Origin of the sequence: Micromonospora sp. NPDC005298, assembly GCF_040607375.1 — a bacterium.
In the GTDB taxonomy this organism is placed as follows: domain Bacteria; phylum Actinomycetota; class Actinomycetes; order Mycobacteriales; family Micromonosporaceae; genus Micromonospora.
This window is the reverse complement of the sequence record NZ_JBEXGP010000001.1, coordinates 926,316-952,631: the sequence shown is the minus strand read 5'-3', so window position 1 is coordinate 952,631 and position 26,316 is coordinate 926,316. Positions and strand designations below refer to the sequence as shown.

The window sequence follows — 26,316 nt, the reverse complement described above, 5'->3', positions numbered from 1 at the left end:
TTCAGCAACCGGTCCAGCGGACCGGGACGACCCGGTCGTCGTTGCGGAATCCGACGATGGTGCCGGTGTCGGAGATGGACCGGGCACCGACGGCCGCTCCGTCGCCGCCCGGCAGGACCCGGGAGGTGGCACCGCGAGCGACCCGGCCACCGCCCACGACCACGCCCCGGTTGTTGACGTCCGTCACCAGTTCCAGCCGCTCGTCGAGCGCCGTGTACGAGCCGTCCCGCAGATCCCACCGCACGTTCGGCAGGCTGTTGCCGCCGAGGTCGACCTGCCCGACCGCCCAGTGCCCGGCCGCCGCGACGACCACCGCCGTCCGCGCGCCCGGCGCACCGAGGGTGTCGATCCGGCCGTTGGGGCGACGGACCCAGGCCGACCAGCTGCCCCACTCGCCGGCGTTACCGACGACGGTGCCGTTCGCGGTGATCGCCTGGGCGATGGCACCGGCCGGGGCGGTGAGCACCTCGACCGTGCCGGGCCGGGCGGCCGGCCAGCGCAGCGCGACATTCTCCCCGGTCTCCACGTCCGAGCCGTGACCGACGACGTCGCCGGCCTTGTTGATGCCGGTCACGAAGACGCCGGAGGACGGCACCACAGGCAACCGCTCCACCCGGCCGTCGCGGTACCGCCACGGCTGGCCGATGCCGTCGGCCCAGCCGTTGCCGACGACGACGCCGCGCGCGTTGACGTCGACGACGTCGCCGAGGATCGGCGACTCGATCGTGGTGAGCCGGTCGCGGTCCCAGACGAGCAGCAGGGACTGGTTGCCATCGGGACCGACCCGCAGGGCGGCACCGGCCACGAAACGGCCCGTCGGGTCGACGGCGTTCGCCTCGGCGCGGTACGTGTCTGCCGGGTACGGCAGCGTGCTGATCGTGCAGGGGCCCACCGGCGCGGCGGTCGCCGTACCGGCGGCGGTGACACCGAGCGAGGTGGCCAGCAGCCCGGCGGCCACGCCGCCGAGAATCCTGCGTCGAGCGATGCGAGTCATGTGCACTCCCCGTGTTGTGCCCGGCATCCCGGGCGTCGGCCTGGTATCCGCTACACACCCGCGGCCCGGCCCCGGTTGCCACGGGTCGGATGACGGACAGTACGAGGGACTACCGCGCCCACGCCTCCTCGGCGGTGACGACCGGCCGGCCGGTGCGTACGGACTCCTCGATGGCGAGGCTGACCAGGTGGTCCTGGCACGCCTCGGCCAGCGGGTAGGGCGCCGGCCCCTCGTCGCGCGCCCACGCACCGGTACGGGCGAGGATGTCGGCCACCGCGATGTCGTCGTCGGACATTCCACTGCCGACGAACGGATTGCGGTAGACGACGCGGCCGTCGAGGCTGATGTGCTTCAGGTCGAGCCCTTCGAGGTTCAGGTCGAGGCCGGTCTGCCGCCGGACCAGGGCGGACTCCACTGGCGTGGTCGGGTCGACCAGGCGGACGACCCGGTCGTCGACCAGCTCGCCGAGCGATCCCCGGACCACCAGCCGACGGGCGCGCAGCGGGTTCCACCACTGGTTGTCGGTGAAGTCGTACAGCCCCATCCGGCAGCCGAAGTCGATCGTCGCGAGGGTCGTGGTGAGCTGCTGCGGGGTGCCGTCGCCACTCCAGCCGGCCGGCGAGAGCGGGTCGGCCAGCGGCGCGACGAACGCCCGCGCGCTGACCTCGGCGGCGTCGTACCCGACGCCGAGCAGGCCACGGATCAGCGACACGGCGTGGTAGAGGTGCGTCGAGGAGATCTGCACCGAGGTCGGCTCGCCGAGCACCCCGGCGCGGATCACCTCCAGGCGGGCCGCGTGCCCGGGCATCAGCAGGTACTGCTCGGCGACCTGCACCAGGCCGCTGCCGCCGACGTCGGACCAGAGCGACCGCAACCCCGGCACGTCGGGCGCGGGTGGCGTCTCGGCGAGCACCGGGACGCCGGCCTCGACCAGCTCACGCGTCGCCGCGGGCGTCACCGCCCAGGGCACCGACACGATGACGAAGTCCGGCCGCTCGTGGGCCAGCAGCTCCGCCGTCGTGCGGAAGGTCCGCACATCCCACCCGGCCGTCACCGCGTCGCCGCGCGAGGCGGTACGCGTGACCACCCCGGTCGCCCGGAACCGCTCGGGCAGGAGCCGGGCCAGTCGCAGGAAGAACTCACCCCGCCAGCCGCTGCCGACGAGGCCGAACCGGGTCTGGGCGGTGACTGTCATCCGGGCTCCTCACGTCGAGATCCGGATGCTAGCCCGTACCCGCCGCGGCGGCCCTCGACCCGACCGTCCTGATGGGACCCGGGGCAGCGGACACGGCCGTGGGTGTGGCACTGTCCGCTCTGACGGACGCTCTGTGGGGGCAGGGCCTGATACCGGCGACCACCGACCGCTTCGCCCGATCCGGCCGCCCGGTCGACCGTCCTTCGCACAGGGTCCCGCCTCTGCGTTCTCCATCCGAGAGGAGCCCCGATCGTGCGGAGCGACCAAAACCCCGCCGGGCAGGTGGTCGGCGTCGGCCGGACAGCCCGCCGCCGGCGGATCGGCGCAGCGGCGGCGGCGGTCGCCCTCGTCGTCGCGCTGGGTGTCGGCATCCACCTCAGTCGCCGCGCACCCGACCAGGTCCAGCCCCGGGCGACGGCCACGACCACGGCAGCACCCCAGGTGGCGGCCGTGGGGTGGAACGCCGCGGTGGTCGCCCGAGACGGCACCACCATCACCGTGTACGCAACCCCGGGCGACACCCCGTGCGGGGAGCTCGCGCAGCCGCAGGCCACGATCACCGGGCAGACGGACACCGAGGTGGTCGTGGCGGTGAGCGGTCGTGTCGTGACCGCCGTCGACTGCGCGACCAGCGGCAGACGGGTACCCCTGGTGGTGTCGCTGCCCACGCCGCTCGGCGAACGCGTGCTCCGCGACGCCGCCAGCAACCGACCACCGCCGACCTTCGCCGACCGTGACCTGCCGGACCTGGCCTCCGACCCGAGGTGGAGTCCCCACCCGAGTCAATGCGACGAGGGTCTGTGCCAGGGCTACAACGGCCCGGACGGGCTGGCGCTGTCCACGAGTGCCAGCAGCCGTACCGCCGAGGGGGGTGGCGGTCCTCCCGCCGTCGCCACCGTTCCGGTCGGTTCGCGGAGAGGCACGATCACCGGGAGCGCGGACAGCTCCTGGCAGGTGCGGTGGGAGGTCGGGGATCTCGCGTACTCGTTGCGGCTGATCCCCGGCGAGGGTGCGGTACTCAGCCTCAAGGAGTTCCGCGCGGTCCTCGCCAGTCTGAGGTGGGGCTGACGTTCACCGGGCGGGCGCCCACTGACTAGCCTCGACGTGTGCGGATTGGCGTGAACGTGCCGAACTTCGCCCCGGGCACCGATCCGGGGATGCTGCGGCAGTGGGCGCAGACAGTCGAGGGCCTCGGCTTCGACCTGCTGATGGTCTCCGACCACATCGCGGTCACCCCGGACGTGGCAGAGCAGTATCCCGCGCCGTTCTACGAGCCGTTCACCACGCTGTCCTGGCTGGCCGGGTTGACCCACCGGATCCGGCTGGGCACCACAGTGCTCATCGTCCCGTACCGGCACCCGCTGCTCACCGCCCGGATGGCGGCCAACCTCAACCGGCTCAGCGGCGGCCGGCTCGTCCTCGGCGTCGGGGTCGGCTGGGCGCGGCAGGAGTTCGAGGCGCTCGGTGTGCCGTACCGGCGGCGCGGCGCGCTGACCGACGAGTACCTGCACGCCATGCGTGACGCCTGGCGCGACACCGACGACTACGACACGGAACCCATCCCGATCTGGGTCGGCGGCAACAGCGAGGCCGGCATGCGTCGCGCCGTACGCCTCGGCGACGCGTGGCACCCGCTGCGGTTCACGCCGGGCTGGCTGACCGAGGCGGCCGGACGACTCCAGGCCGTCGCCGACGAACTGGGTCGCCCGGCACCCCCGATGACACCGCGCATCGCGCTCCGCGAGACACGCGAACCGGTCACCACGCCGGACCGGCTCGCCGGTGTCGGCACCATCGAGCAGGTCCTCGCCGACCTCGACCGGATCCGACTGCTCGGCGCCGGGACGGTCGTGCTCGACCCGTTCAACGGCGACCTCACCGAGATCCGCCAACCCGAACGCGCATGGCAGACCCTCGCGGCCGTGGCCGCGTACCACCGCACATCCCAGGAGGACCGATGACGCCAGACGACGAGCAGTTTCTCCGCCGAGCCGTGGCCATCGCCGACGAGGCGGGGGCATCCGGCGAGCGGCCATTCGGCTCGCTGCTCGTCGGCGCGGACGGCACGGTCCTGATCGAGGACCACAACACCGTGGTCTCCGACTCGGACATCACCGCCCACCCGGAACTGAAGCTCGCCCGCTGGGCCGCCCGGGAACTCGCGCCGGAGGTGGCTGCCGGCACCACCATGTACACCAGTTGCCAACCCTGCCCGATGTGCGCCACCGCGATCGACCGCTCCGGCCTCGGCAGGGTGGTGTACGCCCTGTCCAGCGAGCAGTTCGAGCAGGTCAAGCCGGCCACGCCGCCGCTGCCTCCGGTGCGGTACGAGGGTCCGGCGCTGTTCGACGAGGCCCGCCGGCCGATCGACGAGCACTACTAGGCGGGAACCTGAGCGGTGAAGTTACTCCCCTGCGGCAGCTCGCTCGGCGGCCTCGATGGCCGAGGCGAAGTCGGGGCTGGCTCCGATCTGGGCGAGCAGCACGTTCGCCGCGTTGTAGCAGTCGAACCGTTCGATTCTTCCCCCACGGAGATGCCAGAGATCCGCCGTGGGGACGTCGATCCGGTTGCCGGTCGGCGGGATTTCGCCGACGGGGGTCGGGAACCCGCCGAGATGCGTTCCCTGGATTCGCAGTTCGACGGCGACGACGTCACCGAACGCATGCACGCCGAGTAGCTCGCGGTGGACGTCGGGAAAGACGCTGGCGAAGCCCGCCATCGCCTGGGGAATCTGGTCTCCGCGGAAGGTCAGCGAATTCGGCATGTCGTTGAACGTTCCATCCTCGGTGAACAGGGCGCGGAAACCCTCTCCGTCGAGAACGTTCCCTTCCGCCAGCCGGTACGCCTCACGAACAATCTCTTCGTTACTTTTCACTGCTGCTCCTCGCCTCTGACGTGGTCCCACCGATGCCCACGCCAATCACGCTAGCAAGTTTTTGACCGGATGGTCAATAACGTAGGCTTGCTCACATGCCTCGCCCCCGCAAGTTCGTCGAGAGCGATGTCGTCAGCAGCGCCAGTGAGGTGTTCGCCGTGCACGGCCTCGCCGCTGCCACGCTGGACGACCTGGTACGGGCGACCGGCCTGGGGAAGCAGAGCTTGTACAACGCCTTCGGCGGGAAGCGGGAGCTGTTCCTCCGGGCACTCTCCGAGGACCGGGAAGAGGCCACGCGCGCGGTCTCGGAAGCACTCGGACACGACGAGGCCTTGCCGCTGGAACGCATTCGGGGTCACCTGCTCCGGATGGCGATCGAATTCAGCAGCAGTGATCGGCGGGTCTCGCTCACCACACGTGCGCTTGTCGAATCGACAGGCGAGGAGGATCCGCTTTCGACGACCACGAAGGCCGGTATCGAACAGCTCGCCGGGATCTATGCCCAATGCCTGGAACACGCGCGGGAGCACGGAGATCTTCCGGAGGACGCCAACGTGCAATCGCTGGCGGTCTACTTCGTCGCCGTCACCCGGGGGATGGAACTGCTCGGCCGCGCCGGCGTCGGCCGCGGCGTCCTCACCGCTGTCGCACTCGACGCGCTTCGCGTGCTCCACGGCCAGCGGATGGAAGAGGCCGATGATTTCCCGCCGACGCGGGGATGACAGGCGACGCCTCGCCACTGCCAGGGCAACCCCCCGACCCGAAGTCTGACCTCCGCATCAACCTCCGCACCAGGTGCGAAGCTGTCGCTCACTGTCGGGGAGGTTGTACCGCCTGAGAAGCATGGCCACCATCGCCCCGCTCCGCAGGATGTTTCCACCCAACAGCGTTGCGAGCGTTCGTCGCTGGACCAGGGTGAGGTCGTCGAATTCCGCGGCGTCCGGCACCGGCTCAGGGAACGCGGCATCCAGCAGGGCCGTGAGCAGCGTGACGTTGTCCGTGCTGGGATCGGCAGCAGCTGCCCTCTCGGCCAGCACATCGACGCGGTCGCCGGCGACGTCCGGACTCAGGTCGGCAATCGTCAGCGCGGCCATGCTTGCCATGTCACCGTCGAGGAAGGGCCAGTGGGGAACGGGTGTGACAGCCCCGAAGAGACACGAGTAGAGATCCCTGACCAGGGACCGGTCCGGATGCCTCACCATCCGCGACAGGCCCAGCACCGCCGACCAGCGCTCCCCACGGTCAGCGCTGTCTCGACGGGTTGAAAGCGCGCCGATGAGTGCTTCACCGCCGTCAGGGCAACTCAGGCCAGCCGCAACGCAGGCAGTCGCCGCGACGACCGGATCCGGCTCCCGCCGGATCAGGTCAGCCAACGCCGGGCCGAGCAAGCCCTCCTCCTCGGGGAACCAGGCGAGCAGATGAGCGGCGTACAGCCGGACCGCGGCCTCGGGCGCCTCCAGCGCCGCTACGTAGACAGGGACACCGGACCGCACGGCGTCGTACGCCTCGATCGTCAAGCGTTCCTCGTCGCGGTCCGCCTCGACGTCTCGCCACTGGGCGCGCCGTTCCCGGGCACTGCGCTCCTCCTCGTTCGCCGCCGCGGCGACCCAGGCCCGGTGCCGCACCTCCAGCTGCTCTCGGCTCATCGGCGCGCGACGCCGTACTTCAGCCCGCATCTCGGCCGGATCAGAACGGTCGCTGAGCCAGGAACTCTCGTCGCCCACCGCGATCGCCGCCAGCACCTGGCAGGCAGCGAAGCGGTCCGGGGCCGACGGATCAGCGACGATATCGATCAGGTGAGGGGCCACCACAGCACTTGCCTCGTACCGGGACCCCTGATGCACGAGCAGATCGGCCAGGTCACCGTACGCCCCTCGGCGCGTCTCCTGGCTGTCCGATCTGACCGACCGTAGTAGCCCTGGGATCTCGACGGCCGGACCGTAGGCGTGGCTCACCGACGACCAGTCGACCTCTCCAGCGGGAATCGAGCGCTGTGACATCCGATCACCATAGGTGTGGGAAGCCGCCGGTGCTGACGAGCGGATTATGCCGCCAGCTACCTTCATTGATGTCGCTGCTGCCGATGGTGTCGAATGATCGGATGACACCCGAGACGGCGGCTCGGCGGTTCCCGCGTTCCTCGCCGTACTGGCCTTGCTGAGCCATTCTCGCCCTCGGCGACCGTTTCCGAGCACAGCACCCGTTGAAGACTCTCGTTGGGACTTCGCCATGGACATAGCGTTTGATGACTCAGGGGGAGCCGGACCGGTGGTCGCCTGCCTGCCGATGTTCGGCATGACGCGCTCCGCCATGGCTGCGGCCTTCACTCCCGCGTTCGCGGCTGCCGGCCTGCGAGAGGTGTACCTGGATCTGCCCGGCCACGGAGACTCTCCAGCGAACGGCCGAGCCGCATCCCAGGCGGTGCTGGACACCGTGTGCGCATGGCTCGACCGCCACGTCGGCGGGCCGGTCCTGCTGGCTGGTGCGTCCTACGGCGCCTACCTCGCCGCCGGGATCGCGCGTCAGCGGCCCGAGCTTGTCCGTGGCCTGCTCCTCGTGTGCCCGGGCGTGAAGATCTCGCGAGGAAGCCGGGACCTGCCTGATGGTGAGCCGCCCGAAGCACCCACGGGTTGGCTGGACGGCGCCCCCGCCGAACTGCGCCCACACCTTGACGCGGCCCTGGGTCATCGCACGCCGACTGTCGTCGCGACGGTGCTCGCGGCCCTGGACTCCGGCGGCCCCGGCGATGAGAAGTTCCAGAAGGAGCTGCAAGAGGGCCCCGACTTCGCGCTTCCCGACGAGGATGCCGACATCGTCTTCGGCGGTCCGGTCAGCGTGATCACCGGCCGACAGGACGGGATAGTCGGCTATGCCGACCAGTTCCGCTCCATGCGTCACTATCCCCGGGGCACCTTCACCGTGATTGACTCGGCCGGACACTATCTGCCGTTCGAACAACCCGCGCTGCTGCGGTCGCTCACCCAGGACTGGCTACGCCGAACGTGCAACACGGGGACCCGCGGCCGGCAGTGAGTCGTCTCGGCGAGCAGTTCCGTGAGTTGCCGCACTGCTGCGCGAGATCGGAAAAAGCCGTCTCCCACCATGGGGAAACGGCTTTGTGAAAATGGGTGGAGCTGAGGGGATTTGAACCCCTGACCCCCTCGATGCGAACGAGGTGCGCTACCAGTCTGCGCCACAGCCCCCCACCGGCGAACCGGCTTCGGTCCCACCCGGCTTACACCGGGCGGGCCGGGAGCAAGGCTAACAGGTCGCCGACCCTCACCGCGAATCCGCCCCCGGTGCGGCGACATCACACTGCCGGAGATCCACTTGGGGTGCGGGCCGACAGGGGGCGGTCAGGCGCCTCGGCCGGCCTCGTAGGGGCGGCCGCGCAGGCCACCCGCGCGCCGGTAGGACACCGACCCACCGTTGACGGCGGCCGGCAGGTCCCCGGGTCGGTCGAGGCCCATCGCGGCGCGACGTACCCCCTCGCGCTGGGCGGCGAGGCGACGCTGCGCCTCCCGGCGGGCGGCCGCGCGGCGGGCCTGCTCGCGGCGCACCTCGGCCTGCCGCGCGGCGAGCCAGGCCGCCTCGCGGGCCCGTGCGCGGCGACGACGGCGTCCGGCGAGAGCCTGACCACGCAGGTGCACGACGTACGCGGCCAGCAGCAGGAAGGTGACCCCGAAGCTGATCCAGAAGCCGGGGCTGACGAACAGCACGCCGATCAGCTCGACGACGTTGAGGAGCAGCAGGGCGGCGAGGACGCGGCGCCGCCGGTAGACGGCGGGGGTGTGGTGCCGGCGGGGTGGCCGTCGGCGGGACCGCTTCGGGGCGGGTGGCACGGCGCGCAGCCGGCCGGAGCGGCGGGCCACCGGCGGAGCGGAGACCGGCGTCACCAGCCGGCCAGTAGTCGCATCCTCACTGAGGGTCACGACGAGTGAGCGCGGTGGCTGGACCGGCTTGCGGCCCGGCACAGTGCGGCGCCGTCGGCGGCGCTGGAGCACCCGCGCCGTCGACTGCGCCCGCTCCGCCACCAGCCGCTCGGTGGCGTCGTACCGGCGGACCAGCGCCGGGGCCAGGGCGAGCAGGCCGGCGGCGGCGAGGACGGCGAGGAGCACCGAGGTCGGCACCCTCACCCCTCCCGTCACCGAATTCGGAGCAACCGCCACCGCACCGCAGGATCTTCCACCAATCGCGCTCAGGTGCGTGGATCGTCCGGGCGGGCAGCGCTTGCCGCAGCTTGCAGTTACTTGAGGTTACGGCGCGCCGACCGTCATGCCACCGCGCCGCGCCGATCCCGTCCGTGGGACGGCTCACCGCGCGGCGGCGCGTACCCGGTGCCAGCGGGCCAGCAGACCGCCCTCGGCGGCGATCTCCTCACTGGTCATCGCGTATCCGATGTGGTCCCGCCAGGCGCCGTCGATGTGCATGTAGCGCACGTGGTACGACTCCTCGCGGAAGCCGAGCTTCTCCACCACCCGCCGGGAGGGCCGGTTCTCCGGACGGATGTTCACCTCCACCCGGTGCAGGCCACCCGGGCCGAACGCGTGGTCGACGGCGAGCGCGAGCGCCGTCGGGATCACTCCCTGGCCTGCGACGCGGGCGTCCACCCAGTAGCCGACGTACCCGGAGCAGAACGCCCGCCGCACGATGCTGCCCACGTTGATGTGCCCGACCAGCCGGTCCCGGTCGGCCTCGCGCAGGCAGACCGCGAAGGGCATCCCCTCACCGTCGCGTGCCGACCGTCGCTGGTCGCGGTGCACCCAGCGGAAGGCGGCAGGTGAGTTCATCTCGTCCCAGCTGCCCGGCAGCGACGACTCCCAGGGCGCCAGCCAGGCCCGGTTGGCCCGGCGGACCTCCGACCAGGCCGCCGCGTCGGAGCGCCGGTACGGCCGCAGCAGCACCGGACCGTCGACCAGCACCGCCGGCCAACCGGGCACCCGGGCTGGTCCGAAGAGACTCACCCGTACAGTCTCCCGCGCGGGACCGTGTCGCGCGCAAGTGGACCGGCGACGGACCGGTGGACGCGCGGGGCCGTCACCGTCGGCGGTCCAGCAGCAGGACGTCCACGGTGGAGCCGGCGGCGGCGGCGGTGACCCGCTCTCCGAGCACCAGCAGGCCGTTCGCCTCGGCGAGACCGGAGAGGGTGAACGGCCCGCCGCGCAGCGGCTGCACCGTGTACCCGCCGCCGCGCCGCTCGGCGACGTGCGCGGGGCGGAACTCGCGCAGCCCGCCCGGTGACGACACGGTCTCCAGCAGGTGCGCCCGGACGCTGGGCCGGAACACCGGCTCGGCGCCGGCGAGAAGTTGGATGGCGGGGCGGGCCAGCACCTCGAAGCCGATCAGCGCCGCGCCGGGGTCGCCGGGCAGGCAGACCACCGGCACCTCCTCGGCGCCGACCGTGCCGAACCCGAGCGCCGTGCCGGGGTAGAGCGCCACGTCGGTGAAGGTGACCGGGCCGGCGCGGCCGCCCTCGCGGCGGGACAGGATCCGGCGCACCATGTCGCCGGGACCGGTGCCGGTGCCGCCGGTGGTGATGATCAGGTCGGCGCGCAGGGTCTGGTCCTCCAGCAGCCCGCGCAGCCCCTCCGGGTCGTCGTCGCAGATGCCCACCCGGTACGCCAGGGCGCCCACCTCGGCCGCCGCGGCGGTCAACGCGTGCGAGTTGGCGTCCACCACCTGGCCGGGCTGGCTGCCCCGGCCCACGTCGACGAGTTCGTCGCCGGTGGCCACGATGACCACCCGTGGGCTGGGTCGGACCACCACGTGCCCGATTCCGGTGGCGGCGAAGACCGCGACCAGGGCCGGCGAGACGTACGTGCCGGCGCGGGCGAGCAGGGTGCCGGCGGGCAGTTCCTCACCGGCGCGGCGTACGCCGTACCCCCGTTTGGGGGTGCGGAAGATCTCCACGGCGGCCATGCCCTGGTCGGTCCACTCCACCGGGACCACCACGTCGGCGGCGACGGGCAGCGGCGCCCCGGCGGCCACCGAGAAGCACGAGCCGGGGGTGAGCCGGACCGGTCGCCAGCTCGCCGCGCCGAGGTCGCCGACCACGTTGAGCCGGATGGTCCGCCCACCGGGCGTGCCGGAGGGGGCCGGGACGTAGCTGGGGCCCCGACCCCCTCCGGAGATGTCCTCCCAGCGCGCCGCGTACCCGTCCACGGCGGCCTGGTCGAAGGCCGGGAACGCGTGCGGCGCGACCACGTCCTCGGCGAGGACGTTGCCGTGCGCCTGGGTGAGGTCGAGGTCGAGTGGCGGCAGCGCTCGTAACCTGCGCAGCACGCTGCCCAGGTAGTCGGCGAGCGGCGTCAACTCGTTCGCGGCCGCCTCGGCGTCGGCCGTCGCGGTCATGTACCAGTTCCGCCTGCCGCGTCGGCCTTGACGAACTCGGCCAGCCAGGAGCGGAACTCGGTGCCCAGGTCCTCGCGTTCGGCGGCGATCTGCACCACGGTCTGGAGGTAGCCCAGCGGCATGCCGGTGTCGTAGCGGGTGCCCCGGTAGACGATCGCGTGCACCGGCGTGCCCTCGGTGCGCAGCAGCTCCATGGCGTCGGTCAGCTGGATCTCACCGCCGCTGCCCGGCTTGGTGCGCCGGATCGCGTCGAAGATCGTGCCGGGCAGCACGTACCGGCCGAGCACCGCGAGGTTGCTTGGCGCGTCCTCGGGCTGCGGCTTCTCCACCATCCCGGTCACCTTGACGACCTCGCCGATGTCGGTGAGCTCCGACTCGGCGGGCTCGACGGAGGCGATGCCGTACCGCTTGGTGTCGGCCGGGTCGACCTCGAAGAAGGCGAGCACCACACCGCCGGTGCGGGCCTGCAGCTCGATCATCGCCGGCAGCAGCGGCTCGGACGGCTTGACGAACTCGTCGCCGAGCAGCACCGCGAAGGGCTGGTCGCCGACGTGCGACTCGGCGTACCCGACGGCGTGTCCGAGGCCGAGCTGCTCGGGCTGGCGGACCGTGTAGATCTCGGCCAGCTCGCTGGGCCGGCGCACGGCGGCCAGCCGCTCGGCGTCGCCCTTCTCCTCCAGCCTGGTCTCCAGGTCGGGGCGGCGGTCGAAGTGGTCCACCATTGATGTCTTACCCCGACCGGTGATCAGCAACACGTCACCGATGCCGGCCTGGGTGGCCTCCTCGACGATGTACTGCAGCACCGGCCGGTCCACCACCGGCAGCAGCTCCTTGGGCACCGCCTTGGTGGCCGGCAGGAAGCGGGTGGCCAGTCCGGCGGCCGGGATGACGGCCTTGACCGCCAGGGGGCGGCCGGTTGCGGCGACCGTCGATGAGGGGTTCGCTGAGTGCTCCGACATGCCGCGAGACTATCGGCCACGGCTCTGCCGCGGCGGGTGTGGCCCAGAAGACGCGCCGCCGCCCGGTCCCGGCCGTGCGGCGTCCGGACCGGCCCGGGCGCCCTCCCCGGCATCGGCCGCCGGGTCGTCGGTCGCCTCCGGCCGGGCGTGCGCCGGCCCCGCCGGCGATGATTCGGGTACGCCCACGGCCGGCTCCGACCGGGCGTGGCCGCCCGGCTCCCGGTGGGCCTGCACGGGCCGGCCGGCGCGCGGCAGCCCGTCCGGTGGGCTGAAGGCGCCGGCGAGCACCGGCAACTCCCGGGTGGGCACGTCGGGGCGTACCTCGGCCACCCGGTAGGTGTCCCGGCCGGCCGCCTTCGCGGCGTAGAGCGCGTCGTCGGCGGCCTCCAGCACCTCCCGTCCGGTGCTGCCGTGGTCCGGGTAGACGGCGATGCCCACCGACACGGTCACCATGACCGGCCCGGCGTACGCCTCGACGGCGATGGGTGCCTCCCGTACGGCGGCGCCCAGCCGTTCGGCCACGATCGCCGCGCCCCGGGCGTCGGTCTCCGGTAACAGCAGGACGAATTCCTCCCCGCCCTGCCGGAAGGCCAGGTCGACCTCGCGGATCTCGCCGCGTACCCGCCTGGCGAACTCGGCGAGCACGGTGTCCCCCGCCGCGTGCCCGTAGGTGTCGTTGACGTCCTTGAACCGGTCCAGGTCCAGGGCGAGGACGCTGAGCATCCGGCCGAACCGGCTGGCTCGCTCCACCTCCCGCCGGATCGACTCGCGTAGGTAGCGGTAGTTCCACAGGCCGGTGAGCGGGTCGGTGAGCGACAGCCGCTGGGCCTCCTCGTGCACCCGGACGTTCTCCACCGCCACGGCGGCGTGCCCGGCGAAGGTGCGCAGGGTGACCAGGTCGTCGTCGTCGAACTCGTCCGCGCCTACCCGGTCGTAGAGGGCCAGCACGCCGAGCGCCGCCGTACCGGCCTCGTCGACGCCGGAGGTGCCGGCCGGCACGGCGGTGCCGCCGGGGGTGGCGAACGGCACGGCGACGTACGTGCGGCAGCGCGGCTCCCCGGCGGGGACCTCGGTCGGCTCCATCCGCCCCCGCTGCGGCTCGCCGGTGGCGGCCACCGCGCCGACGACGCCGACGCCCACCGGCACCCGCAGGGTCTGCGGCTCGTCCGGGTCGCCGTCGGGCCAGCGACCGTCCAGCCCTTCGCTGCACTGGGCGGCGAGCATCCCGCCGGCCTCGACGAGCAGGACCGCGCCGGCGCGTGCGCCGGTGGCGGCGATGGCGCTGTGCAGGATCACCCGCAGGATGCGTTGCAGGTCGTGCGTGCTGGCCAGGGTGTCGCCGAGCACCGCGAGATGACCACGCAACTGGTCGCGGCTGCTGGTCAGCGCCGCCACGTACGACCCGGTCTCGCGGGTCATCCGGTTGAACGCGGCGGCCAGCCGGCCCAGTTCGTCGCGGCTGCGCACCGGCACCCGGGCGGTCAGGTCGCCGTACGCCACCCGGTCGACGGCGCTGGCCAGCTCCACGAGTGGTCGGGTGGTGACCCGGGCCAGCCGCCAGGCGGTCAGGACGGCGAGCAGGCCGGCCAGCACGACCGCACCGAGCAATGTGGCGTACAGCCCCGGCGGCCGTTCGCTCGGCACCGACAGGACCAGCGGCAGCGGCTGCCCGGTGGACGGGCCGACCCTGCGCACGTACCGGCCCTCGGTGGTCTCGGTGACCCGTTCGCTGTCGAGGGCACCGGCGGCGGCGAGCACCGCGTCGCGGACCTCCCGGGACTCGGTGGACTGGCTGACCCGGTCGTTGCCCGCGCCGCCGAGCAGGGTGACCGCCACCCCGGTGACCGCCGCGAGCCGGGCCACGAACGCCGGGTCGACGACTTGCGCGGCGGCCACCGTGCCGAGCAGGGCGCCGGCCGGGTCGCGCAGGTCCACCCGGGCGGCCAGCGCGCGCACCGGGCCGCCCTGCGTCTCGCCGGTGCCGGCGCAGTCCCGCCAGGGCGTCGACGGCGCGCCGGCCGACGCGTACGTGACCTGGCCGGTCACGTCCGTGATCCGTACGGCGGCTGCCAGCCCTCGGCTGACCAGTTGGGTGGCGGCGGCGGACGGGTCGCCGTTGAGGGCGACCGCGTCGGCGGTGGCGCGCAGCTGCTGGCAGAGCGCGTCGACGGAGGTGCGCACGGTGGACGCTGCCACGGCGAGACGCTCGGTGGAGCGGCTGCGGTCCACGGCGGTGGCCGTGGACGCCACGAAGAGCGCACCGAGCAGGACGGGGCCGAGCACCACCACGAGGAAGGCTGCCGTCAACCGCCCGCGTAGCGTCACTCGGTCCCCCCGGAAGTTCCGCCTCCGTTGCTTGCGATGCTGACACAGAGCGACCGTGGTGGAGGCGTTGCGTCAGGAGTGTTGCGTGCCGGAATTTTCTTATGAAGCGGAAGTGACCCGGGAGGCGAAGCGGGAGGCCCGCGCCGAGCTGCTCGCCCGCCGTCGGGCGTTGTCCGCTGCGGCCCGGACCGCAGCCGCCGGGCGCGTCCAGGCCGAGCTGGTCGCCCTGGTACGCCGGCTGCGCCCTCGCCGGATGACCGCGTACGTGCCGGTCGGCTCCGAACCGGGCGGCCCCGACCTGCCGGCGGTGCTGCGGGCTGCGCTACCGGCCGGGGCGGAGTTGCTGCTGCCGGTGCTCGTGGCCGACCTGGACCTGGACTGGGCCGCGTACACCGGACCGGAGGGCCTCGTCGCCGCCGGTCGGGGCATCCGGGAGCCGGACGGGCCCCGACTGGGGGTGCACGCGGTGGCCGGGGCCGACCTGGTGGTCGTACCGGCGGTCGCCGTCGACCGGCACGGCCGGCGGCTGGGTCGCGGCGGCGGCTCGTACGACCGGGCGCTGGCCCGGGTGCCGGCGTCGACGCTGACCGTGGTCCCGCTGCACGACGGGGAGCTGGTCGAGGCGCTGCCCGCCGAACCGCACGACCGTCCGGTCCGCGCGGTGGTCACCCCCGCCGACGGGATGCGTACGCTTGACGGCGGCCCGGGTTTGTCGCGTGGTGTCGCGCCCCACACGTCCGCTGGACGAACCAGGGGCGAATGACGCACCATTGGCACTCGAATACGTCGAGTGCCAACTGACCGAGCCCAGATCCGGAGGAGAACGTGCCCACGTACCAGTACGCCTGCACCGCGTGCGGTCACCAGCTCGAGGCGGTGCAGTCCTTCTCTGACGAGCCGTTGACCGAGTGCCCGGCGTGTCAGGGGCGCCTGCGCAAGGTCTTCAACTCGGTCGGCATCGTCTTCAAGGGCTCCGGCTTCTACCGCACCGACTCCCGTGCCTCCGGGTCCGAGACCACGGCCGGCGGTACGCCCGGCAAGCCGGCCAAGTCCGAGTCGTCCTCGTCGTCCTCGGGTGGGGACTCCGGGTCCTCCTCGTCGTCGTCCGGTTCGTCGTCGGGGTCGTCCTCATCGTCCTCGTCGTCCGGTTCCTCGTCCGGTTCGTCGTCGTCCGGCGGGTCGAGCGGCGGCAAGGCAGCGGCGGCCAGCTCCGCGTCGTGACCGTGTGCCCCGTCCGCGAGCGTGTGTCGTGGGCGGGCGCCGCACCCGCTCGCCGAGCACACCGTGAGATCGACCTGTCCCGGCTCGGGTTGATCATGGAGCCAGCTTTCCGCGCGTAGCAGATCCAGCCGACCGGCGGGCGTTGTCCACAGGCCGGCCGGTTGTCCACAGGCACCGGCTCACGGTCGACCGTCCGGTCCTGCGCCTGCCTAATCTGCCGCCCTGGGATGTCGCTGTGACGTCCGGGACGGGAGACGGCTCATGGCGACGGGCGATCCAGACTCCGCGCGGGCCCTGCGTCCACTACGTCGGCTCGCCCTGCCTGGCGGACGCGCCCTGCTCCGGGCCGGGCTGGTCGCCGCACTGCTCGGCCTGGCCGCCGCGGTCCTCGAGACTCCGACGGGATGCCCGCCCACCAGCGGCGCCGCAGAGCGGACCCCCACCACGGGAGCCGGGTCCGCCGCTGGTCCGGGCTCAGGATCGGGTCCGAGTTCGGGTCCGGGCTCCGACTCGGAGCCCGGGTCGGGTTCCGGGCCGGGCTCAGGATCCGGGCCGGGCACGGGATCAGGGCCGGAGCGAGGGCCAGTCGACCCGGCCGACCGCCCAGGATCCACCGGCACGGACGCCGACGGGGCACGCGGGGCCTCCAGGCCGCTGCCGCTGCCCAGCGGCGCGGTCGGGGTTCCGGTCCGGCTGGCCGAGCCGGCGGCGCTGGCGGTGGTCCGCCCCGGGGCGCGCGTCGACCTCCTTGCCGCGCCACCCGGTGGGTCGGCCACCTCTGCGGCGCTGCTGGCCCCCGGTGCGCTGGTCCTGGACGTGTTGGGCGCCGACGCGGCCGACGGGTCCGCCGCGCTGTATCTCGCACTCCGCCCGGACCAGGCACGACGCACGGTCGGCATGCCCGAGGGCAGCCGCTTCGCCATCGTCATCCGCGGTTGACCAATGATCGACACGGTGTCGCCGATCCGGTGATGCCCCGCCGGCCCGATGTCGCCGACCTCCACGTGGTGGTCCGTACCGTCGGTTTGCTGCTCGTCACCGAGGTGGCCACCGCGCTGCCCTGGGTCGCGATCCCCGAGTGGATCATCGCCCCGCAGTGCGCGGGCGGACGGGCTCCACCCACGCGGGGCCCGCGAGGCTGGCGGGAGTCGCCCGGGTCAGTCCCAGTGCGGGGGGCGTTGCGACAGCAGCCAGTCGTCGTTGCCGTCGGCCCGCTCGCCCCACCCGTGATCGGTGTCGTCGGACGTCTGCTCGGGCAGCACCACGAAGTCGTCGCTCAGGTCGACGGTGCGGTCGTCGTCGCCGCGCGCGCCCTGCGTGCCGGGGTCCTCGGTGCTCACGAGCGGAAAGACTAGCGCAGCCGGCACCGCCGCCGGTCCCGTCGACGCGGGAGGCGATCGAGCGGAGGCCGCGCCGGCCAGAAGCGACCGGGCGGTCGGCCTGATTGGTAGCGTCGGACGGCGTGACGACCCCCAGCGGTGCCAGCACCCCGGACGACTACTGGCGGCGGCCCGGGACCGGCGACGGTGACGCGGCGGAGCGCTCCCCCGCCGGGCCGGCCCCCGCACCGACGAGCGGGTACGCGGGCCCTCCGCCGAGCACACCACCGCCGGCCGGCTGGCGTCCGCCGGTCCATCTGGAGCCGACACCGCCCCGCCGGCTGCCCGTCCAGGACATGGCCGGTCTGGACGCGGCCGAACAGCGTTCGCAGCGGGTCACCTACGGCTTCGGCGCGGCGGCCGGTGTGGTGCTGGTGGTGCTGGTCTGCCTGCTCTGCTCGCGGATCATCTTCTGACCGCAGGGATCAGAGGGTGGTGCCCCAGACCGCCTCGGCGCCCGAGTGACCGGTCAGGTAGACGTAGACCAGGGCGGCGATGGAGAGCGCGACGACGGCCACCGCCAGCACCGGGGTCACCAACGCGGGCAACCGCGGCACCCGGGGATGCCCGCTGGTCACCACCAGCAGCAGGATCGCCACGATCCCGAGCGGCACCACGATCCGGAACAGGATGTCGCCGTACCGGGAGTGGTCGAAGATCTGCTGGAGGATCGGCCCCTGGAAGCCCCGGGCCACCAGCGCGTCGGTGAACGCCTCACCCGACTCGACGGCCACGAATGTGGTCACCGGGGCTGCCACGGCGAGGAGGCCCAGCGCCCAGTCCAGCCGGTTCCGCCAGCGGGGCAGACCCACGTACGCGATGGCCAACGCCGCCAGCAGCGGCACGAACAGGACCACCGCGTGGATCACCAGCACGTGGACCGGTAGACCCAGGATCTCCTCGAACATCGAACCTCCAGGTGGATCACGGTCGCAGGGCGCAAGCCTATGGTCGGCCGGCGCCTCCGAGCTCTCGAACTCAGACACGTGCGGCGGCGCGCTCGGGTTCATCGATCGGTTCCGTCCGCCGGCTGTGTCCGCGGCCACCACTGCGGCACGCCGGTTGTCGATGCCTGACGTCCGTGCTGTCATTGGCGCATGTCAGGTGCCGAGGAGCTGCTGCGGTCGAGGGGTCTGCGGGTCACCCGACCGCGCCTCGCGGTGCTCGACGTGCTGGCCGGCGGCGGCCACCTGGAGGTCGACGAGATCACCAGGCGGGTCCGTGAACGCCTCGACTCGGTCTCCGTCCAGGCGGTGTACGACGTGCTCGGCGCGCTGTCCCGGGCCGGGTTGTCCCGCCGTATCGAGCCCGCCGGCAGTCCCGCCCGGTACGAGGCGCGGGTCGGCGACAACCACCACCACGTGGTCTGCCGGGGCTGTGGTGAGATCGCGGACATCGACTGCGCGGTGGGCGGCGCCCCCTGCCTGGAGCCGAACGTCTCCCACGGCTTCGAGGTGGACGAGGCCGAGGTGACGTTCTGGGGGCTCTGCCCGGGCTGTCAGTCCCGCCGGTCCGCCGACCGCTGACCGTCACCGCGCGGCACCGGCGAGCAGCGGGTTCGGCACGGGCGTGGCACTCTTGGGCGGTGGACTCCGATGACCTCGGCCTCTTCGGTCCGGGTTCGGTCACGTGGAAGGTGCACGACGAGCCGATCCTGATCGTCGCCGGCCTGCGCTCGCTCTACCTCCAGGCGTTGCACCCCCGGGCCATGGCCGGGGTCGCGCAGAACAGCGACTACCGTACCGACGCCTGGGGCCGCCTGGTCCGCACCGCCACCTTCGTGGGGACCACCGTGTACGGCACCACGGCCGAGGCCGAGACCGCCGGCGCCCGGCTGCGTCGGCTGCACGCCCGCCTGCGGGCCACCGATCCGCGCACCGGTGAGGAGTTCCGGATCGACGACCCGGACCTGCTGCTGTGGGTGCACGTCGCCGAGGTCGAGTCGTTCCTCGACACCGCCCGGCGGGCCGGGCTGTCCCTGACCGACGACGAGGTGGACCGCTACTACACCGAGCAGCGGCGCTCCGCCGCGCTCGTCGGCCTGGACCCGACCACCGTCCCCGGCACCGCCGCCGAGGTGGACGCGTACTACCGGGCCGTGCGGCCGCAGCTGCGGATGACCCGGGAGGCCGCCGAGACGGCGTTGTTCCTCACCGCCCCGCCGCTGCCGTGGAAGCTCAGCCTGCCCGCCCGTCTCGGGCTCACCCTCGGCCCGCCGCGCTGGGCGTACCTGGGAATCGCCGGCACCGCGCTCGGGCTGCTGCCGGCGTGGGCCCGGAGGATGTACGGCGGGCTCGGGCTGCCCACCACCGCGCTGACGGCGGACCTGAGTGTGCGCGCCCTGCGCCTCGCGCTCGCCGCGGTGCCCCGCCGCTACCTGGAGGGGCCGTTGACGCAGGCCGCCAAGCAGCGGGCCGAACGGCACGCCGCCGCACTCCGGTCGGCGACCCCACGGACAGCCGCACCGCAGGACGAGCGGCACGCTGTCGCGGCGCTGCCGGCCGACTGACCGCGAGCCACGGAGAGGCGCCCCGGTCAGCCGTCGGCGGGACGGTCCACGGCCGCCCACGGCTCCTTGCCGGGAGTCTGGGAACCGGTCGGGCAGTGCCGCCGGAAGTCGCACCAGCCGCACCGCGGGCCGGGTGCCGTCGGGAACGCCTCGTCCGCGTCGCCGCCGTCGGCCACCGCCCGTTCGGCGGCCATGATGTCGCGGGCCGTCTCCTCGGCCCGGGTCAACTGGCGGGCCAGTGACTCGACGGTGTGGGTGTGGCCGGCGACCGTGCCGGTCGGCAGGTGGTGCAGCTCCACCTGGCGGCACGGCCGGCGGAACACCCGCTCGGCCGCGTACGCGTAGAGGGCCAACGCCTGCGACCCCCGGGCGTCGTCGGTGTCCAGCCCGGTGCGGCCGGTCTTGTAGTCGACGATGACCAGTTCGGGGCCGTCCGGGCCGGGGCGGGAGTCGATGCGGTCGGCCCGACCGTTGAAGGCGAGCACCGCGGTCTTGACCGCCACCACCCGCTCCACACCCAGGGGGTCGGCGTCCGGCTCCAGCGTCTCGACGTACGCCTCCAGCCAGCCCAACGCCCGCCGGAACGCGGCGCGCTCCTGCTCGTCGTCGCGGTAGCCCTCACGCACCCAGGTGCCCTTGAGCAGGGTGGCCAGCACCTCGGGCCCGCGCCGCTCGGTGGGCAGCGCGTACCAGTTCTTCAGGGCGGTGTGCACGCTGGCGCCGAGGGAGTTGTGCGCCCACGGTGGGCCCTTCGGCGGGGTCGGCCGGTCGACGTAGGAGTAGCGGTAGCGGCGTGGGCAGTCCGCGTACGCGCCGAGCTTGCTCGGGGTGCAGACGAACAGCCGTTCCGGCATGCCCTCGAAGCCGAGCTGCTCGGGGACACCGGCGCGTTGGTGTGGGGGCCGGCCGCCGCCGGCGGCGGGTCGTCCGGCTGGAGAGGCTCGTCGCACGCCTGCGATCCTGCCATCCACCCCCGACAGAGCGGGTGCCCCGGTCAGGTCATGTTCACGTACTGCGTGACGAAGGCGGCCACCGCGTCCGCGATGAGCTGTACGGCGATCGCGGCCAGCAGCAGTCCGGCGATCCGGGTCAGCACCTCGATGCCGCCGGGGCGCAGGATCTTCACGATCCCGCCGGAGAAGCGCAGGACGATCCAGACGGCGACCATCACGGCGAGGATCGCCACGGCGATCGCGCTGAACTCGCCGAGCCCGTCGGCCTGCTGGACGAAGAGCATGGTGGCCACGATGGCGCCCGGGCCGGCGAGCAGCGGGGTGCCCAGCGGCACCAGCGCGATGTTCGAGGTGACCTGCTGGCTCGGGTCGTCGGCCTTGCCGGTCAGCAGTTCCAGGGCGACGAGTACGAGCAGCAGTCCGCCGGCGGCCTGGAGGGCCGGCAGGTCGACGTGCAGGTAGTCGAGCAGGGTCTGGCCGGCCACCGCGAAGATCACGATGACGCCGAGCGCCAGCGCGACAGCCTGCCAGGCGGCGCGGTTGCGGTCCCGGGCGGGCAGCGGGCCGGTCAGCGCCAGGAAGATCGGCATCATGCCCGGCGGGTCGGTGATCACCAGCAGGGTCACGAACACCTCGCCGAACAGCTTCAGATCCACGTGATCAACCTAGCTGCGGCGCGGTGGACGAAATGCTCGGATCAGCCCGAAGCGACCTCGGTCACCCCGGCGTCGACGATCCGCTCGTACGCCTCGGCCCCGGTGGTGAAGGCACCGAGCTGGACGGTCTTGTGGGTGCCGTGGAAGTCCGACGAGCCGGTGACCAGCAGGCCCAGGTCGGCGGCGAGGGCACGTACGTGCGCCTGTTCGGCGGGGCTGTGGTCCTCGTGGTCGGCTTCCAGGCCGGCCAGCCCGGCGGCGGCCAGGTCGGCGATCAGCTCGTCGGGCACCACCCGCCCGCGTCGGGTGGCCCGGGGATGGGCGAAGACGGGCACCCCGCCGGCAGCCCGGACCAGCCGGACCGCCCGGAACACGTCGATGTCCTCCTTGGGCAGCCGGTACCGCTCGCCCAGCCAGTCCGGACCGAACGCCTCCCCGGTGCTGCCGACCAGGCCCGCCCTGATCAGCGCCTGCGCGATGTGCGGGCGACCCACGGTGCCGCCGCCCGCGCCGGCCAGGATGTCCGGCCAGCTCACGTCGATGCCGTCGGCGCGCAGCAGCGCGACGATGCGTTCGCCGCGTTCCTCGCGGGCCGCGCGCACCCGGGCCAGCTCGTCGACGAGTTCCGGGTGGCCCGGGTCGAACAGGTACGCCAGCAGGTGCAGCGGCACCGCCGGCTCGGTGCCGGACCAGCGGCAGGACAGTTCCGCTCCCCGGACCAGGCGCAGCCCCGGCGGTAGCGCCCGCACGGCCGGCTCCCACCCGGCGGTGGTGTCGTGGTCGGTGATCGCCAACACGTCCAGCCCGGCCCGGGAGGCCGCCCGGACCAGCTCGGCCGGGCTCAGCGTGCCGTCGCTGGCCGTGGAGTGGGTGTGCATGTCGATCCGTGCGGTCGGGCCGGTACGCGAGATCACGGCCCCGACGGTACCCAGGACGCCGGCGGCACGGTCAGGAGCCGGTCACCAGGACCGGCCGGTCGCCCGGACGCACGTCGGCGACGGGCGTCGGCTCGGCGGGTTTCCCGGCCCGTACCTGGTCGACGTCCACCCGGACCAGCTGGCCGGCGCCGTCGACGTAGGCGGCGGCCGATTCGGTCGTCCAGGCGACCGCGCCGGTCACCGGCGGGCCGGCCGGTAGGGCGGTCAGGGCCGGACCGAGCCGGCGCAGGTCGACCAGCAGGGACCGGTCGGCCTTGCCGGCCCGCCCGTTCACCAGGAGCCACCGCCCGTCGGGCGAGACCCCACCGGCGCCGTCCGAGCTCACCTGTGGGCCGCAGCTGGTGCCCACCGTCTTCAGGGTGGGCGTGGGGTCGAGCACGGCCAGGCAGGTGGCGTCCGGAGAGCCGGTGGTGGTGACCTGGCCGACCAACCGCCCGTCCGGCAGGGTGCCGTAGACGTTGAGGGTGCGGTGATCGTCGCCCTGGGTCAGCTGCCCGGCACCGGGCCGCCACAGGGCGTGCCCCGGGGCGTCCGCGTCGAGCTTGACCAGCACGCTGTCGCCGACGAACCGGACCGGCTCCGCCCCGGCCGGCACCGGCGTACGCGCCGAACCGATGAGCTGGGTGCCGATCACTCCCGCCACCAGCAGGTCGCTGCCGTCCCGCCACGCGACCTGGCGGCCGTCGGGCGCCAGGACGATCCCACCCGCGCCGGCCAGCAGCACCTGCACCAGCCCGTCGGTCTGCGCCACCCAGAGGGATCGGCCGGCGGTGGTCGGCGCGCCGACCACGAGCAGTCCCGCGCCCGCCGGCAGCGGTCGGGCACTCTCCGCCGGGCCGACGGTGGGCAGTTCCAGCCGTTTCCCGTCGGCGCTGATCAACGTCCCGCCGACGAGCAGGTCGGCGGACAGTCCGGGCGAGGGCAGGGGGGCGGGCACGGTGGCCGTGGGGATCGGCCGGGCCGACGGGTCGGGGTCACCGATCACGACGATCGGTGAGCCCTGCCGGCCGGAGTCCTGGCCGAGCTGGGCCATGCCGGTGCTGACCAGAACGGTGGCGATCGCCGCGAGGGAGAGACCGGCAGCGGTACGCCGGCGGCGGATCCGGTTCCCGCGGCGGATGGCCTGGCCGGCCGGGTCGGCGCTCATCGGGCGGGCGACGACGACCTGGCGCGAGAGGGTCTCCCGCACCGCACCTTCGATCTCGTCAGGCCGCACGTCGTATGGACGCGGCGGGCGGTCCGTCAGGTTGTCGGACCGGCCCCGGTACCCGCTCACTGCTTCTCTGCGGGGCCGGTGCCGACGGGCACGGCCGCCGGAGCGGGGGGCAGCTCGATCGGCGGGCCGATCGGGCGCGGGGTGGCCGGACGGGGTGTGGCCGGGTTGGACGCCGACCGGTCGGACGTCGGTCGGGGTCGAGGCGCGGCACCGGGCACCCGCCGGTTCGCCGAGCCGGCGGGTGCCGCCCGGCGGGTGGCGTTCGCCTCGGCGGGCGGGACGGCTCCGGCGGACAGGTCCGGCGCGGCGGATCCCATCCGGCGGCGCAGGGTGGACAGCGCCCGGGACGCCTGGCTCTTCACGGTGCCCGGTGAGATGTTCAGCATGGCGGCGGTCTGCGCCTCCGACATGTCCTCGTAGTAGCGCAGCACCAGCACCGCCCGCTGCCGGGTGGGCAGCTCCCGGAGGTGTCGCCAGAGCAGGTCGCGGTCCAGTTGCTGCTCGATCTCGTCGACGCCGGCCCGTTCGGGCAGCACCTCGGTGGGGCGCTCACCGTGCCAGCGCCGCCGCCACCAGCTGGTCGACGTGTTGACCATCACCCGCCGGGCGTACGGCTCGACCGCCTCGATCCCCCCGAGGCGCTTCCACGCCAGGTAGGTCTTGGTGAGCGCCGTCTGGAGCAGATCCTCGGCCGTGGCCCAGTCACCGGTGAGCAGGTAGGCGGTGCGCAGGAGCGCGGCGGAGCGAGCCGCGACGAACTCGCGGAACTCCTCCTCCAACGAGTCCCTGCTCGCCACCGCTCACCTCCCGCCACCCGGCCGTCCTGGCAGAGTGCCACGTCAGAGGCCATCGGGTCCATGACGAAAGGTGCGCACTTGCTCCGATGTTCGGACGAAAACCTTCACGCCCCGTCGTCGGCCTTGGCCTCGTCGGCCTCCTTGCCCAGCCGGGCCTCCACCGCCTGCGGCTCGTACATCTCTTCCACCACACGCAGGTAGAGCTCGTTCGGGTTGGGCAGATTCTTGATCTCCCGGAGGGCCTGCTCCTGGCCGGCGGACTCCAGCACGAACGTGCCGTAGTTGAGCGCCCGACCGGTCGGTGTCTGCTCGTACTTCATGTCGGTGACCCGGACCAGCGGCATCATGGCGACCTTGCGGGTGACGATGCCGTTGACCACCATGACCCGCTTGTTGGTCAGGATGAACCGGTCATACCACCAGTCGGCGACCTTCCACGCCACCCAGCCCATCACCGCGAACCAGAGCAGCACGGCGATGGTCGTCAGCGCGCCCACGTTCTGCCCGGCGAGGAAGCCGGAGAGGTAGCCGAGCACGAAGGTCGCCGCGACACCGATCAGCAGCGGGGTGGTGAGGTGGACCCAGTGCCGCTTCCACTCGCCCCGGTAGCGCTCGGTGGGGAAGAGGTAACGGGCGACGAGCGAGCTGGGCTCGTCCTCCAGCGGCAGCACCCGGCGAGGGGCCGCGCCGGTCGCGTCCGCGCGCAGCCCGGCCAGCTCGTCCTCGGAGATCTGCGGCGGCTGGTAGCTGGCCTCCGGATCGCGGATCCAGGCCCGGCCGGACCGGCCCTCACCGGCGTAGCCGGGCCCGTCGCCGTAGCCGACGTCGTCCGACAGGGACGGACCGTCGGACAGGCCAGGGCCAGCACCGTAGCCCGGGCCGTCGTCCGGCCCGATCCGCGGAATCGGCTCGGTGTCACGCTCGCGACGTTCCCGGTCGGGGTCGTCCGGGTCGAAGGGTGGACCGGAGGGGCTACCCATCGGCGGTTAGGCGACGAGGCTGGTGAAGAAGTCGCCGAATCCCTGGGCGATGTCGACGATGCCACCGCCGAGCGACTTGAACACATCCGCCGCCGAGTTTGGCCGGTAGGCGACGAAGAAGATCAAGAATGCGATTCCGGCCCAGGTGAGGACCTTCTTGACCATGGCGGGCCATCCTCTCGCGCGGCGCCGGGTCCCATTACCGCAGCGGCACCCAGAGTATCAGTGTGGTGTCGTACAGTGAATATCTGCGTCCGTTCTCCGTCAATCAGGGAGGGTTCTCAAGCCCTACCTGATAGGTGCGGGGACGGTGCGCCGTACACGAGCTCGGGCGGAGTCCACTCGGTCAGGTCGTGTAGCACGACGTCTTCCGCGAGCAGGTGTCCCGCACTCGCCGGCCAGGCTATCGCATGCAGCCACATTCCCCGAGCCTCGCCGGCGTACGCGCTTCGATCCGTCTGTGAATTAACCAACCACAGTGGAGTCGGATGCCCGCCGACCCTGATCCGGGCCTGCCCGACGTGCTCCGGGTGGCCCGGCCCGGGGTCGGTCAGCGCGTCGACCAGCTGCGGTCCGGGGTCCGGACCGGACAGTCCGGCGAGTCGCGTACCCAGCCCGACCCCCGGCTCCTCGGCCACGAAGACCAGGTCGGCCGGGCCTTTGCCGAGCGGCGCGGGGCCGGCGCAGGCCACGGCGGTCGCCCGCACCCCGGTCCGCTCGTCCCCCGCGTACGCCACGCCGGTGAGCGTCCAGCCGGGCGGCAGGGGCCACGGACACCAGAGCGGCGTCACCGGCGCGTCGGCGGTCGCGGTGATCCGCTCCACCACACTCGCCACGATCTCCGCTCCGATGTGCTCGGGCACGTGCAGCGGCGGGACCGGCCCGCAACCCAGGCACCTCGACTCGGTGTGCATCAGATCCGGCGCCCGTACCGGGCCCCCGCATCTCGGGCAACTCACCGCGACACT

At 73.1% G+C, this 26,316-nt stretch carries 30 protein-coding genes, 1 tRNA gene and 1 pseudogene; 11 read left to right on the top strand and 21 right to left on the bottom strand.

Features of this window, described 5'->3' with window-relative positions; all coding sequences use genetic code 11:
• Window position 1: 1 nt before the first annotated feature.
• Window positions 2-994, bottom strand: coding sequence for a hypothetical protein (locus ABZS77_RS04600; RefSeq protein WP_354816998.1), 993 nt, complete (start codon window positions 992-994; stop codon window positions 2-4).
• Window positions 995-1,103: 109 nt separating this feature from the next.
• The gene (locus ABZS77_RS04595; RefSeq protein WP_354816995.1) at window positions 1,104-2,189 is read right to left on the bottom strand and encodes a Gfo/Idh/MocA family oxidoreductase; all 1,086 of its coding nucleotides are present in this window, start codon (window positions 2,187-2,189) and stop codon (window positions 1,104-1,106) included.
• A 252-nt stretch (window positions 2,190-2,441) separates the two neighbouring features.
• On the opposite strand from ABZS77_RS04595, the gene ABZS77_RS04590 reads away from it, so the two are divergent.
• From ABZS77_RS04590 to ABZS77_RS04580, 3 genes are read left to right on the top strand one after another with little or no spacing between them, the layout of a single operon-like run.
• Window positions 2,442-3,257, top strand: coding sequence for a hypothetical protein (locus ABZS77_RS04590; RefSeq protein ID WP_354816992.1), 816 nt, complete (start codon window positions 2,442-2,444; stop codon window positions 3,255-3,257).
• Between the two features lie 38 nt (window positions 3,258-3,295).
• Window positions 3,296-4,150: a TIGR03619 family F420-dependent LLM class oxidoreductase gene (locus tag ABZS77_RS04585; RefSeq protein ID WP_354816989.1), complete on the top strand. Its 855-nt coding sequence runs from the start codon at window positions 3,296-3,298 to the stop codon at window positions 4,148-4,150.
• On the top strand, window positions 4,147-4,572 hold the full coding sequence (locus tag ABZS77_RS04580; RefSeq protein ID WP_354816986.1) for a nucleoside deaminase: 426 nt from the start codon (window positions 4,147-4,149) through the stop codon (window positions 4,570-4,572). Before ABZS77_RS04585 ends, ABZS77_RS04580 begins: the two co-directional genes overlap by 4 nt.
• 21 nt (window positions 4,573-4,593) lie before the next feature.
• On the opposite strand, the gene ABZS77_RS04575 is transcribed toward ABZS77_RS04580, so the two are convergent.
• On the bottom strand, window positions 4,594-5,064 hold the full coding sequence (locus ABZS77_RS04575; protein WP_354816983.1) for a nuclear transport factor 2 family protein: 471 nt from the start codon (window positions 5,062-5,064) through the stop codon (window positions 4,594-4,596).
• A 95-nt stretch (window positions 5,065-5,159) separates the two neighbouring features.
• Here ABZS77_RS04575 and ABZS77_RS04570 point away from each other — a divergent pair, with 95 nt between their 5' ends.
• On the top strand, window positions 5,160-5,786 hold the full coding sequence (locus ABZS77_RS04570; protein ID WP_354816980.1) for a TetR/AcrR family transcriptional regulator: 627 nt from the start codon (window positions 5,160-5,162) through the stop codon (window positions 5,784-5,786).
• A gap of 57 nt (window positions 5,787-5,843) precedes the next feature.
• Here the strand turns inward: ABZS77_RS04570 and ABZS77_RS04565 are convergent, their stop codons facing one another.
• Entirely contained in the window at window positions 5,844-7,064 is a 1,221-nt protein-coding gene (locus tag ABZS77_RS04565; RefSeq protein WP_354816977.1) for a hypothetical protein, read from the bottom strand.
• A gap of 268 nt (window positions 7,065-7,332) precedes the next feature.
• On the opposite strand from ABZS77_RS04565, the gene ABZS77_RS04560 reads away from it, so the two are divergent.
• Window positions 7,333-8,097 (top strand): alpha/beta hydrolase, encoded by a 765-nt coding sequence (locus ABZS77_RS04560; RefSeq protein ID WP_354816974.1) that lies wholly within the window; start codon window positions 7,333-7,335, stop codon window positions 8,095-8,097.
• A gap of 96 nt (window positions 8,098-8,193) precedes the next feature.
• Here the strand turns inward: ABZS77_RS04560 and ABZS77_RS04555 are convergent.
• The 6 genes from ABZS77_RS04555 to ABZS77_RS04530 form a co-directional block, all read right to left on the bottom strand.
• Window positions 8,194-8,267 (bottom strand) — tRNA-Ala (locus tag ABZS77_RS04555).
• Window positions 8,268-8,420: 153 nt separating this feature from the next.
• Window positions 8,421-9,200 carry a hypothetical protein gene (locus tag ABZS77_RS04550; protein ID WP_354816971.1) on the bottom strand — a complete coding sequence of 260 codons (780 nt, stop codon included), beginning with the start codon at window positions 9,198-9,200 and terminating at the stop codon, window positions 8,421-8,423.
• A gap of 177 nt (window positions 9,201-9,377) precedes the next feature.
• Window positions 9,378-10,028, bottom strand: a complete 651-nt coding sequence (locus ABZS77_RS04545) for a GNAT family protein (RefSeq protein ID WP_354816968.1) — start codon at window positions 10,026-10,028, stop codon at window positions 9,378-9,380.
• 73 nt (window positions 10,029-10,101) lie between these two features.
• Entirely contained in the window at window positions 10,102-11,415 is a 1,314-nt protein-coding gene (glp, locus tag ABZS77_RS04540; RefSeq protein WP_354816965.1) for a gephyrin-like molybdotransferase Glp, read from the bottom strand.
• Window positions 11,412-12,374 carry a UTP--glucose-1-phosphate uridylyltransferase gene (locus ABZS77_RS04535; protein ID WP_354816962.1) on the bottom strand — a complete coding sequence of 321 codons (963 nt, stop codon included), beginning with the start codon at window positions 12,372-12,374 and terminating at the stop codon, window positions 11,412-11,414. Before ABZS77_RS04535 ends, glp begins: the two co-directional genes overlap by 4 nt.
• 9 nt (window positions 12,375-12,383) lie before the next feature.
• Window positions 12,384-14,699 carry a diguanylate cyclase gene (locus ABZS77_RS04530; RefSeq protein WP_354816959.1) on the bottom strand — a complete coding sequence of 772 codons (2,316 nt, stop codon included), beginning with the start codon at window positions 14,697-14,699 and terminating at the stop codon, window positions 12,384-12,386.
• Between the two features lie 85 nt (window positions 14,700-14,784).
• On the opposite strand from ABZS77_RS04530, the gene ABZS77_RS04525 reads away from it, so the two are divergent.
• The gene (locus tag ABZS77_RS04525; protein WP_354816956.1) at window positions 14,785-15,462 is read left to right on the top strand and encodes a 5-formyltetrahydrofolate cyclo-ligase; all 678 of its coding nucleotides are present in this window, start codon (window positions 14,785-14,787) and stop codon (window positions 15,460-15,462) included.
• A 62-nt stretch (window positions 15,463-15,524) separates the two neighbouring features.
• Window positions 15,525-15,665: pseudogene (locus ABZS77_RS04520) on the top strand (FmdB family zinc ribbon protein); the annotation flags it as partial.
• Between the two features lie 14 nt (window positions 15,666-15,679).
• Here ABZS77_RS04520 and ABZS77_RS04515 read toward each other — a convergent pair.
• Window positions 15,680-15,982, bottom strand: a complete 303-nt coding sequence (locus ABZS77_RS04515) for a hypothetical protein (protein ID WP_354817208.1) — start codon at window positions 15,980-15,982, stop codon at window positions 15,680-15,682.
• A 655-nt stretch (window positions 15,983-16,637) separates the two neighbouring features.
• Here ABZS77_RS04515 and ABZS77_RS04510 point away from each other — a divergent pair.
• Window positions 16,638-16,859 carry a hypothetical protein gene (locus ABZS77_RS04510; RefSeq protein WP_354816953.1) on the top strand — a complete coding sequence of 74 codons (222 nt, stop codon included), beginning with the start codon at window positions 16,638-16,640 and terminating at the stop codon, window positions 16,857-16,859.
• A gap of 218 nt (window positions 16,860-17,077) precedes the next feature.
• On the opposite strand, the gene ABZS77_RS04505 is transcribed toward ABZS77_RS04510, so the two are convergent.
• A complete protein-coding gene (locus ABZS77_RS04505; protein ID WP_354816950.1) occupies window positions 17,078-17,260 on the bottom strand; it encodes a hypothetical protein in 183 nt (60 codons plus the stop codon).
• A gap of 122 nt (window positions 17,261-17,382) precedes the next feature.
• Here ABZS77_RS04505 and ABZS77_RS04500 point away from each other — a divergent pair, with 122 nt between their 5' ends.
• Window positions 17,383-17,715 carry a hypothetical protein gene (locus ABZS77_RS04500; protein ID WP_354816947.1) on the top strand — a complete coding sequence of 111 codons (333 nt, stop codon included), beginning with the start codon at window positions 17,383-17,385 and terminating at the stop codon, window positions 17,713-17,715.
• Window positions 17,716-17,724: 9 nt separating this feature from the next.
• Here ABZS77_RS04500 and ABZS77_RS04495 read toward each other — a convergent pair whose 3' ends face one another.
• Complete coding sequence (locus ABZS77_RS04495; RefSeq protein WP_354816944.1) at window positions 17,725-18,207, bottom strand: DUF2231 domain-containing protein; 483 nt, start codon at window positions 18,205-18,207, stop codon at window positions 17,725-17,727.
• Between the two features lie 189 nt (window positions 18,208-18,396).
• Between ABZS77_RS04495 and ABZS77_RS04490 the strand changes: the two genes are divergently transcribed.
• Window positions 18,397-18,825 carry a Fur family transcriptional regulator gene (locus tag ABZS77_RS04490; RefSeq protein WP_354816942.1) on the top strand — a complete coding sequence of 143 codons (429 nt, stop codon included), beginning with the start codon at window positions 18,397-18,399 and terminating at the stop codon, window positions 18,823-18,825.
• A gap of 59 nt (window positions 18,826-18,884) precedes the next feature.
• The gene (locus tag ABZS77_RS04485) at window positions 18,885-19,808 is read left to right on the top strand and encodes an oxygenase MpaB family protein (RefSeq protein WP_354816939.1); all 924 of its coding nucleotides are present in this window, start codon (window positions 18,885-18,887) and stop codon (window positions 19,806-19,808) included.
• Window positions 19,809-19,834: 26 nt separating this feature from the next.
• Here the strand turns inward: ABZS77_RS04485 and ABZS77_RS04480 are convergent, their stop codons facing one another.
• The 8 genes from ABZS77_RS04480 to ABZS77_RS04445 form a co-directional block, all read right to left on the bottom strand.
• A complete protein-coding gene (locus tag ABZS77_RS04480; RefSeq protein WP_354816936.1) occupies window positions 19,835-20,758 on the bottom strand; it encodes a PD-(D/E)XK nuclease family protein in 924 nt (307 codons plus the stop codon).
• A gap of 44 nt (window positions 20,759-20,802) precedes the next feature.
• Window positions 20,803-21,417, bottom strand: coding sequence for a MarC family protein (locus tag ABZS77_RS04475; protein ID WP_030329175.1), 615 nt, complete (start codon window positions 21,415-21,417; stop codon window positions 20,803-20,805).
• A 41-nt stretch (window positions 21,418-21,458) separates the two neighbouring features.
• Complete coding sequence (locus ABZS77_RS04470; RefSeq protein WP_354817202.1) at window positions 21,459-22,295, bottom strand: PHP domain-containing protein; 837 nt, start codon at window positions 22,293-22,295, stop codon at window positions 21,459-21,461.
• Between the two features lie 70 nt (window positions 22,296-22,365).
• A complete protein-coding gene (locus tag ABZS77_RS04465) occupies window positions 22,366-23,544 on the bottom strand; it encodes a hypothetical protein (RefSeq protein WP_354816933.1) in 1,179 nt (392 codons plus the stop codon).
• Window positions 23,545-23,627: 83 nt separating this feature from the next.
• Window positions 23,628-24,368: a SigE family RNA polymerase sigma factor gene (locus tag ABZS77_RS04460; protein WP_354816930.1), complete on the bottom strand. Its 741-nt coding sequence runs from the start codon at window positions 24,366-24,368 to the stop codon at window positions 23,628-23,630.
• A gap of 104 nt (window positions 24,369-24,472) precedes the next feature.
• Complete coding sequence (locus ABZS77_RS04455; protein WP_354816927.1) at window positions 24,473-25,348, bottom strand: PH domain-containing protein; 876 nt, start codon at window positions 25,346-25,348, stop codon at window positions 24,473-24,475.
• A gap of 6 nt (window positions 25,349-25,354) precedes the next feature.
• Window positions 25,355-25,513 carry a hypothetical protein gene (locus ABZS77_RS04450; RefSeq protein ID WP_165942702.1) on the bottom strand — a complete coding sequence of 53 codons (159 nt, stop codon included), beginning with the start codon at window positions 25,511-25,513 and terminating at the stop codon, window positions 25,355-25,357.
• Window positions 25,514-25,629: 116 nt separating this feature from the next.
• Window positions 25,630-26,307 (bottom strand): DUF6758 family protein, encoded by a 678-nt coding sequence (locus ABZS77_RS04445; protein WP_354817199.1) that lies wholly within the window; start codon window positions 26,305-26,307, stop codon window positions 25,630-25,632.
• Window positions 26,308-26,316: the final 9 nt, after the last annotated feature.

Excerpts from the sequence above, each read along its gene's own strand:
- ABZS77_RS04595 (WP_354816995.1), bottom strand. The coding sequence starts at position 2,189 with ATGACAGTCACCGCCCAGACCCGGTTCGGCCTCGTCGGCAGCGGCTGG.
- ABZS77_RS04495 (WP_354816944.1), bottom strand. The coding sequence starts at position 18,207 with ATGTTCGAGGAGATCCTGGGTCTACCGGTCCACGTGCTGGTGATCCAC.
- ABZS77_RS04470 (WP_354817202.1), bottom strand. The coding sequence starts at position 22,295 with ATGCACACCCACTCCACGGCCAGCGACGGCACGCTGAGCCCGGCCGAG.
- ABZS77_RS04490 (WP_354816942.1), top strand. The coding sequence starts at position 18,397 with ATGTCAGGTGCCGAGGAGCTGCTGCGGTCGAGGGGTCTGCGGGTCACC.
- ABZS77_RS04600 (WP_354816998.1), bottom strand. The coding sequence starts at position 994 with ATGACTCGCATCGCTCGACGCAGGATTCTCGGCGGCGTGGCCGCCGGG.
- glp (WP_354816965.1), bottom strand. The coding sequence starts at position 11,415 with ATGACCGCGACGGCCGACGCCGAGGCGGCCGCGAACGAGTTGACGCCG.
- ABZS77_RS04455 (WP_354816927.1), bottom strand. The coding sequence starts at position 25,348 with ATGGGTAGCCCCTCCGGTCCACCCTTCGACCCGGACGACCCCGACCGG.
- ABZS77_RS04565 (WP_354816977.1), bottom strand. The coding sequence starts at position 7,064 with ATGTCACAGCGCTCGATTCCCGCTGGAGAGGTCGACTGGTCGTCGGTG.
- ABZS77_RS04535 (WP_354816962.1), bottom strand. The coding sequence starts at position 12,374 with ATGTCGGAGCACTCAGCGAACCCCTCATCGACGGTCGCCGCAACCGGC.
- ABZS77_RS04580 (WP_354816986.1), top strand. The coding sequence starts at position 4,147 with ATGACGCCAGACGACGAGCAGTTTCTCCGCCGAGCCGTGGCCATCGCC.
- ABZS77_RS04450 (WP_165942702.1), bottom strand. The coding sequence starts at position 25,513 with ATGGTCAAGAAGGTCCTCACCTGGGCCGGAATCGCATTCTTGATCTTC.
- ABZS77_RS04570 (WP_354816980.1), top strand. The coding sequence starts at position 5,160 with ATGCCTCGCCCCCGCAAGTTCGTCGAGAGCGATGTCGTCAGCAGCGCC.